At 56.3% G+C, this 14,834-nt stretch carries 15 protein-coding genes; 6 read left to right on the forward strand and 9 right to left on the reverse strand.

All coding sequences use genetic code 11. The annotated features are described in order from the left end of the window. Window positions 1-44: 44 nt before the first annotated feature. Both iraP and ABLV66_RS19845 read right to left on the reverse strand, forming a co-directional pair. The gene (gene iraP / locus ABLV66_RS19840) at window positions 45-305 is read right to left on the reverse strand and encodes an anti-adapter protein IraP (protein ID WP_015368026.1); all 261 of its coding nucleotides are present in this window, start codon (window positions 303-305) and stop codon (window positions 45-47) included. Between the two features lie 310 nt (window positions 306-615). Continuing rightward, a complete protein-coding gene (locus ABLV66_RS19845) occupies window positions 616-1,791 on the reverse strand; it encodes a multidrug efflux MFS transporter (protein WP_348876170.1) in 1,176 nt (391 codons plus the stop codon). A 326-nt stretch (window positions 1,792-2,117) separates the two neighbouring features. Between ABLV66_RS19845 and ddlA the strand changes: the two genes are divergently transcribed. After that, a complete protein-coding gene (gene ddlA / locus ABLV66_RS19850) occupies window positions 2,118-3,215 on the forward strand; it encodes a D-alanine--D-alanine ligase (protein WP_045390977.1) in 1,098 nt (365 codons plus the stop codon). A 416-nt stretch (window positions 3,216-3,631) separates the two neighbouring features. Here the strand turns inward: ddlA and ABLV66_RS19855 are convergent, their stop codons facing one another. Further along, a complete protein-coding gene (locus ABLV66_RS19855; protein ID WP_045390980.1) occupies window positions 3,632-3,835 on the reverse strand; it encodes a DUF2754 family protein in 204 nt (67 codons plus the stop codon). A gap of 243 nt (window positions 3,836-4,078) precedes the next feature. Between ABLV66_RS19855 and ABLV66_RS19860 the strand changes: the two genes are divergently transcribed. Further along, entirely contained in the window at window positions 4,079-4,384 is a 306-nt protein-coding gene (locus ABLV66_RS19860; RefSeq protein ID WP_348876135.1) for a DUF2755 family protein, read from the forward strand. Here the strand turns inward: ABLV66_RS19860 and ABLV66_RS19865 are convergent. The 3 genes from ABLV66_RS19865 to ABLV66_RS19875 form a co-directional block, all read right to left on the reverse strand. After that, window positions 4,381-5,484 (reverse strand): DUF1615 domain-containing protein, encoded by a 1,104-nt coding sequence (locus ABLV66_RS19865; protein ID WP_045390983.1) that lies wholly within the window; start codon window positions 5,482-5,484, stop codon window positions 4,381-4,383. The two genes, ABLV66_RS19860 and ABLV66_RS19865, sit on opposite strands and share 4 nt — an antisense overlap. Window positions 5,485-5,506: 22 nt before the next feature. Then, on the reverse strand, window positions 5,507-6,727 hold the full coding sequence (sbmA, locus tag ABLV66_RS19870) for a peptide antibiotic transporter SbmA (protein ID WP_045390986.1): 1,221 nt from the start codon (window positions 6,725-6,727) through the stop codon (window positions 5,507-5,509). Between the two features lie 116 nt (window positions 6,728-6,843). Next, window positions 6,844-7,356, reverse strand: coding sequence for an isochorismatase family protein (locus ABLV66_RS19875; protein ID WP_161801920.1), 513 nt, complete (start codon window positions 7,354-7,356; stop codon window positions 6,844-6,846). A gap of 221 nt (window positions 7,357-7,577) precedes the next feature. Between ABLV66_RS19875 and ampH the strand changes: the two genes are divergently transcribed. The 4 genes from ampH to olsF all read left to right on the forward strand — a co-directional run bounded on the left by ampH (window position 7,578) and on the right by olsF (window position 12,380). Next, the gene (ampH, locus tag ABLV66_RS19880; RefSeq protein ID WP_020079517.1) at window positions 7,578-8,738 is read left to right on the forward strand and encodes a D-alanyl-D-alanine-carboxypeptidase/endopeptidase AmpH; all 1,161 of its coding nucleotides are present in this window, start codon (window positions 7,578-7,580) and stop codon (window positions 8,736-8,738) included. Between the two features lie 107 nt (window positions 8,739-8,845). Then, window positions 8,846-9,820: a porphobilinogen synthase gene (hemB, locus tag ABLV66_RS19885; protein ID WP_015368036.1), complete on the forward strand. Its 975-nt coding sequence runs from the start codon at window positions 8,846-8,848 to the stop codon at window positions 9,818-9,820. A 189-nt stretch (window positions 9,821-10,009) separates the two neighbouring features. Then, a complete protein-coding gene (locus ABLV66_RS19890) occupies window positions 10,010-10,501 on the forward strand; it encodes an REP-associated tyrosine transposase (protein ID WP_348876136.1) in 492 nt (163 codons plus the stop codon). A 178-nt stretch (window positions 10,502-10,679) separates the two neighbouring features. Beyond that, entirely contained in the window at window positions 10,680-12,380 is a 1,701-nt protein-coding gene (gene olsF, locus ABLV66_RS19895; RefSeq protein ID WP_348876137.1) for a bifunctional ornithine lipid synthase OlsF, read from the forward strand. Between the two features lie 4 nt (window positions 12,381-12,384). Here the strand turns inward: olsF and tauD are convergent, their stop codons facing one another. From tauD to tauB, 3 genes are read right to left on the reverse strand one after another with little or no spacing between them, the layout of a single operon-like run. Further along, window positions 12,385-13,236, reverse strand: coding sequence for a taurine dioxygenase (gene tauD, locus ABLV66_RS19900; protein WP_348876139.1), 852 nt, complete (start codon window positions 13,234-13,236; stop codon window positions 12,385-12,387). After that, complete coding sequence (tauC, locus tag ABLV66_RS19905; RefSeq protein WP_045390998.1) at window positions 13,233-14,060, reverse strand: taurine ABC transporter permease TauC; 828 nt, start codon at window positions 14,058-14,060, stop codon at window positions 13,233-13,235. The genes tauD and tauC overlap by 4 nt, the downstream gene beginning before the upstream one ends. Beyond that, window positions 14,057-14,824 (reverse strand): taurine ABC transporter ATP-binding subunit, encoded by a 768-nt coding sequence (tauB, locus tag ABLV66_RS19910; RefSeq protein WP_045380937.1) that lies wholly within the window; start codon window positions 14,822-14,824, stop codon window positions 14,057-14,059. Before tauB ends, tauC begins: the two co-directional genes overlap by 4 nt. Window positions 14,825-14,834 lie beyond the last annotated feature (10 nt).

The following is a 14,834-nucleotide window of genomic DNA, read 5'->3' on the forward strand; positions in this document are numbered from 1 at the left end:
AGTGGTGTGACAGAAAAATGACAGCATCCTTACTGGTCACATGATTAGTTACGAGGATGCCGGAGCAGCTTTTTTATATATTGCTGCAGAAGTTGGGTGTCACGGTCGTCCACCAGCGGTCCGGGCTTTACCTGCTCCATGGCGGTTTCGATATCCTGAATCAAACGTTGCTGCGCATCCTCAGCCATATGGCGCAGCAGCGCGGTGACGACAATTTCCAGCGCCTCAACCTGTACCGTCAGCTCTTTTGCCTCTTCTTCTTTTTGCGCCAGATTGACCAACAGCTCAGCAATGAGATTTTTCATTACGCATTATCCTTAAGCAACATCCATAATGGCCTAGTTATGTCATACATCGGCATATCGATACCAGAATTATTTTCAAATAATAGGGTTATTCCTGCAATAATATTCAGCGAAACGTTTTTATTACCGCCAGGCAACAAAGGGAAAGCCCCTATTATTAATAGCAAAAAGATAATTCTATAACCAAATTTAATAGTAAATAATAAAATGGAATATGTGTCGCACTATTTAAGGATAACTAAAGGTAATGGTTAATAGCTATATCAGCTGATTAATATAAGGCGCCCTTATGAGCGCCCAATATTTTTATTTAAACGGCCGCGCGGCGGCTACGGCGTAACATAATCGCCAGTTGCCAGATATTAATCAGGACAATCAACGCAGTGGCAATAAACACCCAGCGGAACCCCGCCATTGCCGAGACCGAAGCGCCAATGAGCGGCCCGGCGACATTACCCAGATACATAAATGACTGGTTATAACCGAAAATACGCCCGGTGACGTTATCGCTGCAGTATTTCAAGAGCAGCGTCTGAACCGCCGGTAACATCGCGCCGTCGGCAAAGCCCAGCAGGAAGCGCAATACCCCGAGCTGCAGCGGCGAGGTCACGAACGACATCGCAAAGAACATCACCACCGCGCAGCATAACGTCGCCAGCAAAATGCGCGACGTCCCGATGCGATCGCCGAGTTTTCCCAGGCGAGGCGCGGAAATCAATGCCGAAATCCCCGGTACGGCGGCAATCATCCCCGCCAGAAACGCGATATTGTTGCTGTCCGGCGCCATCGACTTGATAAATAACGCCAGAATTGGCCCGATAGAGCCGTTACACAACTGGATAACCAGGGTGGTGAAAAACAGGCTAATCACCAGCCCCGGATGGGTCAATGAAGCAAAGACCGCTTTGCCGCTCAGGCGTTCAGCTTTGCTCACTTGCGGCCGGGCGCCCTCTTTAATCAGAAACAACGTCACGAGGAAACTGACCGTCAGTAAAATCGCGGTAATGAAAAACACCGCCCGCAGGCCGACGTGGTCAGCAAGAAAACCGCCGAGCAACGGGCCGCCGATCACGCCGCTTATCTGCGCCGTCGACAGCGTACTGAGCGCCCAACCGCTGCGTTCACGCGGCACCTGCGAGGCCACCAGCGCCATGGCGTTGGGAATATAACCGGAGGTCAGCCCCATTACCGCACGCAAAATAAATAGCTGCCAGACGTTGTTCGCAAAAGCCTGCAGCAAAATCGCAATCGCCATACCAAGGGAGGCGCGCAGCAGCATGAGTTTGCGCCCTTTGCGGTCTGCCAGGCTCCCCCACATCGGCGAGACAATCGCCGACACCAGGAAGGTGACGCTAAAGGTCAAGCCCGACCACATCGACAGCGCTTCATGTGAGGTAACGCCCAACTGAGAGACATACAGCGGTAAGAAGGGCAGAATTTGACTGATGGCGAGTCCGGTGAAAAAGCAGCCGAACCAGACAGAAATGAGATTAACCTTCTAGGATTCCATAACTACGCGTATTCATTAGTGTTTCGTTAATTATTACCTAGCTTAGCAATTTCCGTCTTCGCACGTAGTACCAGAGATGCGCATACCGCGAGTTTGGTGTTTTATCGCCCTGACCGCGGAGTAGACAAACATAATCGAAGATAACCGCATTGTCGTCAGTGGGATGTGCTGAGGCACATCGGCGGATAGTGGCGAATGCGCAGCATTTAACCCTCTGCTGTAAAGGGTAAAGATTCAGGCAGCCATCTCGCTAAAACACATGCTATGTTATGTGTTTTGATGTAATCAGGATGGAAGTTGAAATGGCTAAAATGAGGGTTGGGATCGTTTTTGGCGGTAAGTCGGCAGAACATGAAGTGTCGCTGCAGTCAGCCAAAAATATCGTCGAAGCAATTGATAAGACACGCTTTGATGTTGTGCTGCTGGGAATCGATAAACAGGGGCTTTGGCATATCAACGATGCCAGCAACTATCTGCTGAACCCGCAGGATCCTGCCCATATCGCGCTGCGCCCGTCCGACGTGACGCTGGCGCAAATTCCTGGTCGCGATGCCCATCAGTTGATCAACGCCGATAGCGGCCAGCCGCTGGCGGCCATCGACGTCATCTTCCCGATTGTTCACGGCACCCTTGGCGAAGATGGTTCGCTGCAGGGGATGCTGCGGATGGCGAATTTGCCGTTCGTCGGCTCCGATGTGCTGGGCTCCGCCGCCTGCATGGATAAAGACGTCACTAAACGCCTGCTACGCGATGCCGGTCTGTCGATTGCGCCGTTCATCACCCTGACTCGCGCCAACCGCCAGCAGTTCAGCTTTGCCGATGTCAAAGCGAAGCTGGGACTACCGCTATTCGTGAAGCCCGCGAACCAGGGTTCTTCCGTCGGCGTCAGCAAAGTGAAGAGTGAAGAAGAGTATCGGCAGGCCGTCGCGTTAGCCTTTGAATTCGACCATAAAGTGGTGGTTGAACAAGGGATTAAGGGCCGTGAAATCGAGTGCGCGGTGCTGGGCAATGATTATCCCCAGGCCAGCACCTGCGGGGAGATCGTACTCAATAGCGAATTCTATGCCTACGATACCAAGTACATCGATGATAAAGGCGCGCAGGTGGTGGTTCCGGCAGCCATCGCCCCGGAGATCAACGACAAAATCCGCGATATCGCCGTCCGCGCTTATCAAACGCTCGGCTGCAGCGGAATGGCCCGCGTTGACGTCTTCCTGACGGAAGATAACGAGGTGGTGATCAACGAAATCAACACGCTGCCGGGCTTTACCAACATCAGTATGTATCCGAAGCTGTGGCAGGCCAGCGGCCTGGATTACACCAGCCTGATAAGCCGCCTGATCGAGCTGGCGCTGGAGCGCCACGCCGCCGACCGCGCGCTGAAAACCTCAATGAACTAAGCATTTTTCCCGGGTAGCGGCGTACCGCCTTACCCGGGCTACCTCTTTATCCGTGGCTGCTGAAACTGCCGCCGTTGGTGGCCTCAAAATCGCTGAGACGTTCCCGGAAGGCCGGGGCAGCCCGCATGGATGCGGGCTGAGGGCCGTGTTTTGCACGGACGCTGCCTCGGCCCGACCCGAAGCCTGAAGGGATAAGTCGAAGGAACCACGAAGTGGCGATTTTGGCGGCCAGAGCCCGGGAGTACAGAGGGCGGCGGCGACTGGCCGCCCTCTGTGCGCTCCCTGCGCCATGAGAGACATAACGCAGAAGGATTATCGGGAGCGCAATGTGCCTGGAAACACCACAGAACAACCGTTTTTCCAGGGCGAAACGATCGCAAACCGATAATAATAACTACCACGTCTTGCCGGGGATATTACGCCTCTTCTGCCGGACGGCGGCGAATAACAAATCCCGCTAGCCAGAAGCTCACTACCCACGTCACCAGACCGACGGCATAAGATTGCCAGCCCTGCGCGTCAAACCCCAACAGCCCTACCACGCCATTGAGAATAAAAATTAACCCCAGCGCAAACGCGTAGTAGTGCCAGTCACGGCGGATTTTGTCGGTCAGCTTCATAACGACTCCTGCGGAAAAAAAACATCATCGCATAGCCGCCCGCCGCGCCAACAAGATTGTTCGCACAATGCGAAGCCGCTCTCCCTTTTGTGCAATGCGGGCTCGCCGACAGTTTTGTCAAAACAGGATTATTCCTGGCAGAAATTACCAGCAATCTGATACAGGGAAACGCCCGGCGCTGCCAGAATTCCTGTCTATAGAGCTGGGGGAAAAACCAGCGGAACAGGTGTTGCGGAGGTTTATATGGCTGAATTTACGTTTTCTAAAACGCTGATGGGGAGCAACAAAAAGAAGGTATCGATCACCAGCGGTAACATTGCCTACGCGCTTTTTGTTCTGCTGTGCATCTGGGCCGGCGCGCAAATGCTGAGCATGCTGGTACACGCGCCAGGCGTATTCGAACATCTCATTCAGATTCAGGATATCAACCGCCCGCGCATTGAGATTGGGCTCGGCGTCGGTACCCTGTTCGGTTTAATTCCGTTCCTGTTTGGTAGCCTGCTGGTCGGCGCGCTGGGGCTTATCCTGCGCTGGTACCATAACCGTTAACGACGCGCCATACAGCTGGCGCGGCGATCGTCGACCCGCTTAGCAAACCACGCGGTAGTAAGATTGCGGGTGATTTTCGGGCTTTCCAGCTGGATCCCCGGCAACATCTCGCGCGGAAGCGTTTTCCCGGCCTTTTTCTCGGCGATTTTAAATATTTTCTTATACAAATCGCTCTCTTCAAACGCCAGGCTATCGCCCTTCTTCAGTTGGCGATGGATATCGCCATCGCTCATCCCCAACTGCCCGGCTAAACGGCGCACCGCCAGCTCAGTCGTTCCGGGTTCATCGCTGTCATAACGAATAAGATCGCCATCCAGCGCCAGCTTAACGCCGGTGGCTTTAACCACCGCATTCTGGAAGGCGGCGTTACGGCTGGCATACCAACCGGCGTTGAAATCAGCAAAGCGGTACAGCGGCACGCTATAGTTAGCCGGGTAGTTGAGCAGATGATAGGTGCCGAACCACAACCCGCCGCGCAGGCTGAAGACTTCCTGGCGCACGGTGCCGTCCATTTTCCACGGATAGCCATCGGTGTGCTGCTGGGCAAAGGCGATGCTTACCTGCATTGGCCCGCCGGTATGCACCGGGTTGAGAGAGCCGAACAGCTTCTGGCCCATCGGCACCATGCCGATGAAGTCATCAAAAATCGCGCTTAGCTGTTTTTCCGTTTTGACGTTATCGAGGCGCTCGCTGTAACTTTTACCGTTCGGCGAGGTGATTTTCAGCGCGGTATGCACCAGAAATACCGGGATATGCATTTTTTCCGCCCGACGGTCAATTTCCTGCCAGGCGATTTTATTCAGGCCCGGTACCGCCGGATCGGCCTGATAGTTTGATTCCTGCTGGGCGACCGCCAGCACCGAACAGACGTTTTCTTCCGTCGGCGCCAGCTTCTGGCTGTCAAAGGTTTTGGCAATCGCCTGCGCCCAGGCCTCGCGGTCTTTGACGCTGGCGGGCATTTTTTGCCGCACCACGGCGGCGACATCCACCGGCTTCTCGCCTTCTTTCAACTTAGGCGCCTGCTGGCTGGTACAGGCGCTCAGCACCAACCCGGCCAGCAGCGTAAAAGAGAGTGAAACACCGCGAGAAACCTGCGCCATAAACCTTCCTTGCATTCATTCATTAATTAACGGTTGAAGAGACTTCCTGCAGCCCTTTGTTATCCAGTTCGCGCTCAAAGCTGCGCAGACGTTTATAGATGGACATCAGTTCCACCAGCGTGGTCCACGAACTAATCAGATACTGGAACGAGCCGCGAACCTGGCCGAACACGTTGGTGATCTGGGTCATCAGGCCGAGCGTAATCGTACCGGCGACAATCGACGGAAACAGCAGGAACAAGCCGAAAACGTTATCCACCTGCAGGTAAAGAATACGGGCAATATTGAAATACATATAGTGGAAATAGAGGCGGAAGTAGTTGCGGCGCACCGCGCTGAACAGCTCGCGCACGGTCGGCGGCGTGGCGCGGTTGGCGTCATCCTCGCCATACACCAGCTCTTTACGATAGGCGGCTTCTACGCGCTGGTTTTTAAATTGCAGGCCCGGCAGCTTGATCCCGACCACCGCCAGCAGCCCGGTTCCCATCAGCGACCACACGATAGCGGCAATCACCAGCCCATACGGTAAATGGCCAACGATCGGCAGGTCCGGCACATGCGCCGACAGCGAAACCAGCACCGGCAGGAAGGCAATCAGCGTCATTACCGCATTAATAAAGCTTACGCCCATATCTTCAAGCGTCGCGGCGAAGCGCATGGTGTCTTCCTGCACACGCTGAGCGGCACCTTCGATATGGCGCAGATGCTGCCAGTGTTCCATATAGTGTTCGTTCATCGCGGTACGCCAGCGGAACACATAGTGGCTTACGAAGAAGTTATTCAGCACGCCAATCACCACCGCAATCAGCGCGATGCCAAGAAAAATGCCAATCTCGTGGTAGAACTGATTGATGCTGACCTTGTGCGGCGTGGCCAGCGCGCTCTGAATCAAGTCATAGAACGGCGCATACCAGGCGTTGATCGCCACCCCAACTTCCACCAAAAACCAGGTGACAAAAATAATCAACGAGGTGCCGAGAATAGACCAGTATTGCCAGCGATGCGGGCTATAGATAAACCAGAACAGCGCGAAGGCGCCGACGCAGAACAGGTAATACGCGTAAAACACCAAATAGTTGAGCGACCAGAACCGCGCCGCGCTGATGGCGACATCCTGCGATGCGCCGGTTATCCGCAGCAGCCAGTCGCCGCCGCCCGCCTGCCAAAAGATCACCGCCAGCAGCGACCAGATAAAGGCAGAAATAAAAAACGGCCCCGGTTTGGGGAAAAAAGCTTTAAACATCGTACTCTCCTGCTAACTTCTTATCGTTCTGTTTTTGCTGTGTACCACACGTACGCCCGCCGCAACGCGCGGCGGCGAAGTAAAGCGGACCCATGATGAGACCGGATATCAGCGACTTAGTTCGTCTGCCATTCGGCAAGAATTGTTTCTACGGGTTTCACGCGTAAAGGATTATCGGGAAGGGTGAAAGTCCGCCACACCTCGTTATAGTGAGCGATCAGCGTTTTAGCCTCGGCGGCGGCGCGATTGGCGGTGGTATGGGCATCTTCGGCAATGGTGATGGCGTAGCCGCGGCTGGCGCCGTTTTTGATGGTGGTATCGACGCAATAATCGGTCGCGCAGCCGCAGATAACAAAAGCGTGAGTTCCGTTCTCGCGCAGCACCTGTTCAAGATCGGTTTTATAAAACGCATCACAGGCCGTTTTGGTGACGTAGCGCGCCCCGGCGGGTTGCGCCAGTTCAGGCAGCAGCGCGAATCCTTCGCTTCCTTCTTCCAGGCCGCCTGCTTCAGCGTGCTGAATGAAAATAACGCTATCGGCGGCGTGAATCAGGCGATTGATTTGCGCTACGCAGCGTTCGCGATCGACACGCGGCGTCTCGAATACGCCGTTTTGCATATCCACTACCATCAGAACCCGTTGAGATGCCATCACCACTCTCTTTTATAAGATGAATAAGAGCTTAATCATACGCGTCAGGCGGAAAAGCAGATATCTGAAAGCGGAAAAAAGTCATTTTTACGCACCGTTACGCTTTTCTGTGAAATATTGTCGTTATTCCCACTTTGCTCGCCGCGACTTCGTAGTATAAATACGGTGTATATTCCCCTAATAAACGATGGATGCCTCCGTTGAAACGTAGTTTGCTCATTTTTGCTGCGCTGTGCGCGGCGTCGTGGACCTCAGCCCAGGCGGTTCAGCCGAGCGTTGATCCGGTATTTACTTCTGATGTGGTCGACCGCTTCGCCGAACATATTTATTACGGCAGCGGCGCCACCGGCATGGCGATGGTGGTTATCGACGGCAACCAGCGCGTATTCCGCAGCTTCGGCGAAACCCGTCCGGGTAATAATCAGCATCCACAATTGGATTCCGTTATCCGCATCGCCTCTCTGAGTAAGCTGATGACCAGTGAAATGCTGGTGAAACTGCTCGATCAGGGAGTGGTTAAGCTTGACGATCCGCTGAGTAAATACGCGCCGCCTGGCGCGCGGGTGCCAACCTACCAGGGCGTACCGATTACGCTGGTCAATCTCGCAACCCACACCAGCGCCCTGCCGCGCGAGCAGCCCGGCGGCGCGGCGCATCGCCCGGTATTCGTCTGGCCGACCCGCCAGCAGCGCTGGAACTGGCTGTCGACGGCTACGCTTAAAACCACGCCGGGTTCGCAGGCGGCCTATTCCAACCTGGCCTTCGACCTGCTGGCCGATGCGCTATCGACCGCCGCCGGTAAGCCCTACCCGCAGCTGTTTGAAGAACAAATCACCCGCCCGCTCGGCATGAAGGACACCACCTTCACCCCATCGCCGGATCAGTGTCAGCGCTTGATGGTGGCGGAGAAAGGCGCCAGCCCGTGTAATAACACCCTCGCGGCCATCGGCAGCGGCGGCGTGTATTCGACCCCGGGCGATATGATGCGCTGGATGCAGCAGTTCCTCTCTTCGGATTTCTATACTCGCGGCCAGCAGGCCGATCGCATGCAGACGCTGATTTATCAACGTACCCAGCTCACCCGAGTGATCGGCATGGATGTCCCCGGTAAAGCCGATGCGCTGGGTCTGGGCTGGGTGTACATGAAGCCGAAAAACGGCCATCCGGGCATTATTCAGAAAACCGGTGGCGGCGGCGGATTTATTACCTATATGGCGATGAACCCGCAGGCTAACGTCGGGGTCTTCGTGGTGGTGACCCGTTCCGCGTTGACCCGTTTCAGCGCCATGAGCGACGGCGTCAACGACCTCGTCAGCGCCTTAAGCGGCGTGCAGCCGAATATGGAAACCGCCAGCCAGTAATCGTTGCGGGATGTTTTGCCACTGATTGTTAAGGATCGTTTTGGCGAAACATCCCGCTGTCGTTTGCGGTACACTACCTTCTTTCATTTCACAAAATCAGGCAAACCATGACAGATTTAATCACTCGCCCACGCCGCCTGCGTCAATCCGCCTCGCTGCGCGCCATGTTTGAAGAGACAACACTGAGTTTGAACGACCTGGTGTTGCCGATCTTTGTTGAAGAAGAAATTGATGATTACAAAGCCATCGAAGCGATGCCTGGCGTCATGCGTATTCCGGAAAAACATCTGGCGCGCGAAATTGAGCGCATCGCCAACGCCGGGATTCGTTCAGTGATGACCTTTGGTATTTCCCACCATACCGACGCGACCGGTAGCGATACCTGGAATGAAAACGGTCTGGTGGCGCGCATGACCCGTATCGCCAAACAGGCGGTGCCGGAAATGATCGTCATGTCCGATACCTGCTTCTGCGAATATACCTCGCACGGCCACTGCGGCGTGCTGTGCGAGCACGGCGTCGATAACGATGCAACCCTGGAAAACCTCGGTAAGCAGGCGGTAGTCGCCGCGGCCGCCGGCGCTGATTTCATCGCGCCATCCGCCGCGATGGACGGTCAGGTACAGGCGATCCGCCGTTCGCTGGATGCCGCAGGCTTTACCAATACCGCGATTATGTCTTACTCAACTAAATTCGCCTCATCGTTCTACGGCCCGTTCCGCGAAGCCGCCGGTACCGCGCTGAAAGGCGATCGTAAAACCTACCAGATGAGCCCGATGAACCGTCGCGAGGCAATTCGCGAGTCATTGCTTGATGAAGCCCAGGGCGCGGACTGCCTGATGGTGAAACCGGCCGGCGCCTATCTGGATATCCTGCGTGATATCCGCGAGCGCAGCAACCTGCCGCTCGGCGCTTATCAGGTCAGCGGCGAGTACGCGATGATCAAATTTGCCGCGCAGGCTGGCGCTATCGACGAAGAGAAAGTGGTGCTGGAAAGCCTTGGCGCAATTAAACGCGCGGGCGCGGACCTGATCTTCAGCTATTTCGCCCTCGATCTGGCCGAGAAAAAAATCCTGCGTTAAACCTACCCTCTCCCCGGTGGCGCTGACGCTTACCGGGGCTACCTTGTAGCCCGGATGAGGCGTGAGCCGCTATCCGGGAATCAGATTTTGCGTGCTGCTTTCCATCTTCCGTGACGGCTCCTTGGCGAACCTTCTCTTCTCCTTTAACGTCTTAAATCACATTATAAACGCTGGCTACCAGGAGAAGCTGTGGTTGCTTATCGACGCTATTACATCAAGGGGGGAACCTGGTTCTTTACCGTTAATTTGAAGGACCGTAGAAGCATGCTTCTGACTGAAAGAATTGCATTATTTCGCTACTCCGTTTCCGTTGTAAAACAACGTTGCCCTTTTATCATTAATGCCTGGGTGGTATTGCCTGAACATTTCCACTGTATCTGGACACTTCCCAACAATGATGACGATTTTTCTTCCCGCTGGCGCGATATCAAAGGCTGCTTTAGCAGAACATTAAAACGACAACATATCTGGCAACCTCGCTTCTGGGAGCATGCCATACGTGATGAAAAAGATTCTCGCCGCCTTGTTGATTACATACATATCAATCCATTAAAACATGGCTGGGTTACGCAGGTTATAGATTGGCCATTTTCAACCTTTCATCGAGATGTCCAACGCGGGCTATATCCTGCAAACTGGGCTGGCGAAAGCTTGGATCTTAGCTGCGGCGAACGCCGATAGCCCCTCCCCGGTGGCGCTGACGCTTACCGGGGCTACAAATCGGCGCCGACCGTAGCCCGGATAAGGCGTAAGCCGCTATCCGGGAAACCTCGCCTGCTGAGACCGAATCTTCACCGAATTGTAATCTGAACGACATCTGCGCCTTCTACTGTCTGGGCAGGACAGAGGAGGAGTCACTATGTTTAGTCTCGACAACGTTCTCGATGACCTGTGGCCTCAGGCGAGGCCCGCCCCCTGGCAGAAAAAGGTGTTGAAAAAGCTTCTGCATGAAGAAGAGTTCCAGCACTTTGCCGCCCGCCATCGTCACCTGAAAGGACTGGATACGGTCGAACAGGTCCTCGAACATCTCAATATCCGCTGCGCTATCCCGGCGCATGACCTTGAACAAATCCCCGAACATGGCCCGCTGGTGATTATCGCCAACCATCCGACCGGGACGCTCGATGGGCTCGCCCTGCTTTATGCGGTCTCCCGCGTGCGGCGCGATGTCAAAGTCGTCACTAACCGTATGCTGACCCATCTTGAACCGCTGAGCTCGCTGTTTATTCCGGTGGATAATATCAACGGCCGTACCGCCAAAGCGGCGCTGCAGCAGATGGACCAGCAGCTTCTGCAGGGCGGCGTGCTGATCTTCTTCCCTGCGGGGGAAGTCTCGCGCCTGACCCGCCGCGGCATCCGTGATAAAAAATGGCATCCCGGCTTCATCAAGCTGGCGACGAAATACCGCGCGCCGCTGCTGCCGGCCTGGATCCGCGCCCACAACAGCCCGTTGTTCTACGCCAGCGCCCTGCTCTCCGAGAATCTGCCGCTGCTGCTGTTAATGCAGCAGATGTTTCGCCGCCGCGATAGCAGCTTGCCGTTGCGCATTGGCCAGCAAATCGCGTGGTCATCGTGGCATCAGCCGCAGCTTTCCGCCCGCGAACTGGCGGACCGGTGCTACCGCCACGTCGAGCGCCTCGGTAAAGGACACCCCGGCCTGTTTAAAAGCGAAAGCGCGATCGCCCGCCCGGAAGACCGCGCGCTGCTCAAACGCGAGCTGGCAAAAACCGAATGTTTAGGCAAAACCACGGACGGTAAACTGATTTATCTGTGGCAACGCAACGGCCAGGAAGAGGCACCGCTGCTACGCGAACTGGGCCGTCTGCGGGAGATAGCCTTCCGGGCGGTCGGCGAAGGCAGCGGCAAACGCCGCGATATTGATAGCTACGATGATGACTACCTGCACCTGATTTTATGGGATGAAGAGGATCTGGAGATCGTCGGCGCCTATCGTTTTATGCCTACCGCCATGCAACTGGAGAAACGGGGAGTGGAGGGCATCTACAGCTACAGCCTGTTCCACTACGACGCGCGGATGGACGATATTCTGCAGCACGGGATTGAACTGGGGCGCAGCTTCATTCAGCCGCGCTACTGGGGACGCCGCGGGCTGGATTATCTCTGGTCAGGCATCGGCGCCTGGCTGGCGCGAAACCCGCACTATCGCTATCTTTTTGGCCCGGTCTCGATTTCCGGCGGTCTGCCGCCCGATGCCCGCGATTTGCTGGTCGCCTTCTACCGCTTATGGTTTCCGGCGACGCATCCGCTGGCCAAATCGCGCCGCCCCTACCCAGCTTCGCTACCCGACGTGCTGGCGCAGTTTGGCGGCGAGGATTACACCGAAGACCTGACGCGGCTGAAGTCGCTGCTCGGCAACCTCGGCTGCGCCATCCCGCCGCTGTATAAACAGTACTCGGAAGTGTGCGAGCCGGGCGGCGTGCAGTTTATCGATTTCGGCAGCGATCCGGACTTTAATCACTGCGTCGATGGGCTGGTACTGGTGGATTTAACCTACCTCAAAGCCAACCGCTACCAGCGCTACATCGGCGCGCATCTTTAGCCGTTTATCCCGCCCGGTAGAACGGCTTATCGCCAAGAATTGTCGCGCGGTGCATGATGCGCCGCTGCGGCAGATAGTCGGCGTTAGCGTAATGCTGCGTCACCCGGTTATCCCAAATCGCCACGTCGTTCGGCTGCCAGCGCCAGCGCACCTGGTATTCCGGTTTAGTGACGTGAGCAAACAGGAAATTCAGCAGCGCCTCGCTCTCTTTCTCGCTGACATCCACAATGCGGGTGGTAAACCCTTCATTGACGAACAGCGCCTGCTTACCGGTTACCGGATGGGTACGTACCACCGGGTGCAACAGCGGCGGGTTCTTCGCCACCGCCTCGCGCCAGCGCTGATGCTCCACTTCCGTCTTGTTGTACTTATACTCCTGGAACGATTTGCGGAAATCGTGCTCCGCGCGTAAACCGCTCAACAGCTGGCGGAACGGTTCGGAGAGCGCTTCCCACGCGGCAATACCGCTGGTCCATAGGGTATCGCCGCCGGTAGAAGGTAACTCCTTCGCCGCCAGAATCGCCCCCGCCGGCGGCGTGTCGATAAAGGTCACGTCGGTATGCCAGTTATCGTTGTCCGGCGGATTATCGTTATGGGTATCCAGTACGATAATTTCATCCACGCCCGGCGCATGCGGATAGACCGGATGGATATGCAAATCGCCGAACCGTAACGCCAGATCGCGCTGCTGTTGCGGGGTGATATTTTGCTCGCGCAGGAACACCACCTGATGGCGCAGCACCGCGTGGTATAGCTGCTCAAACTGATTGTCGCTTAACGGACGGGTCAAATCGGCTCCGGCCACCTGCGCGCCAATATACGGCCCCAACGGGGTAATGCTCAGACGTTCACTCATTGTACTTCTCCATGCCAGGGCGTCAGGCGGCGCTGCAACGCGCGCAGTCCCAGTTCCAGAACAAATGCGATTATCGCAATCACCGCGATCCCGGCTAACACCACATCGGTCGCCAGGAATTCACCGGCGGATTGCACCATAAAACCTAAGCCGCGAGTGGCGGCAATCAGCTCCGCCGCCACCAGCGTCGACCAACCGACGCCAAGGCCAATGCGCAGGCCGGTAAGAATTTCCGGCAGCGCGCCCGGCAGGATCACCAGCCACAGCACCTGAGCGCGACTGGCCCCTAAAGACTGCGCGGCGCGAATACGGACCTGCTGCGCGCTTTTAACCCCCGCCAGCGTCGACATCACTACCGGGGCGAAAATAGCCAGATAGATCAGTAAGATTTTCGGCGTTTCGCCAATACCGAACCAGATGATCACCAGCGGCAGCCACGCCAGCGGCGGTACCGGACGATACAGTTCGATCAGCGGGTCGAGGATCCCGCGTACCGTTGGACTCAATCCCATGGCGATCCCCACCGGCACGCCAACGATCGCCGCCAGTACCAGCGCGATGGCGATACGCGTCAGGCTCGCCGCCAGATGCTGCCACAGGGTCGCGTCCATAAAGCCTTGCGGCCCGGCAATGGTCAGTAGCTTCTGCAATACCTGCCACGGCGAGGGTAAAAACAGCGGGCTAATCAACTGCAGCGCGGTCACCGCCCACCAGATAGCCAGCAACACCGCCAGCGTCGCTACGCTAAGGGTCAACTGCCGTGAGAGCGGCCAGCGCCACTTCAGCGCGCGCTGGCGCGGTTTATCATTGAGGACCACGCTCATGAGAAAGCCTCCCGTTGTTCGAACACCCGGCTAAGCACATATTCGCGCTGGGCGATAAATTGCGGATCCGATTTAATGCTGCGGCAGGATTCACCGGCGACAAAACGGCGGCCAAACTCCAGCGGCAGGCGTTCCTGCACCCGCCCCGGCCCCGGCGACAGCAACACCAGCTCGCTGGCCATAAATACCGCTTCTTCGATATCGTGGGTAATCAACAGCACCTGCTTGCCGGTTTCATGCCACAGTCGCAGCAGCAGAGTTTGCATCTGCTCGCGAGTAAAGGCATCCAGCGCGCCGAAGGGCTCATCCAGCAGCAAAAGCTGCGGATCCGCCGCCAGCGCGCGCGCAATACCGACACGCTGACGCTGGCCGCCGGAAAGCTGCCAGATAAAGCGTTTTTCCGCCCCCTGCAGGCCGACTTTTTTTAACATCTGCGCGGCGATTTCCCGGCGTTGGGTCTTTTCAACCCCCGCCAGCTGTAATCCCAGCGCGACGTTATCCAGCACGTTGCGCCACGGCAACAGGCCTTCATTTTGAAACACCACGCCGCGATCGGCGCCCGGCCCGTCGATGCGACGGCCTTCGAGAGTGATGCTGCCGTGCTGGTAAGGCACGAATCCGGCAATCAGGTTCAGCAGCGTGGTTTTGCCGCAGCCGGAAGGGCCCAGCACCACCAGCAGTTCGCCGCTGTCCAACGTCAGGTTGATATCCGCCAGCGCCGGTTTACCGCCATAATCAGCGGAGAGGTGCGAGATTTGCAGCATCGGAGCCTCC

The sequence above is a fragment of the Klebsiella sp. CN_Kp073 genome (assembly GCF_040065495.2).
In the GTDB taxonomy this organism is placed as follows: Bacteria; Pseudomonadota; Gammaproteobacteria; order Enterobacterales; family Enterobacteriaceae; genus Klebsiella; species Klebsiella aerogenes.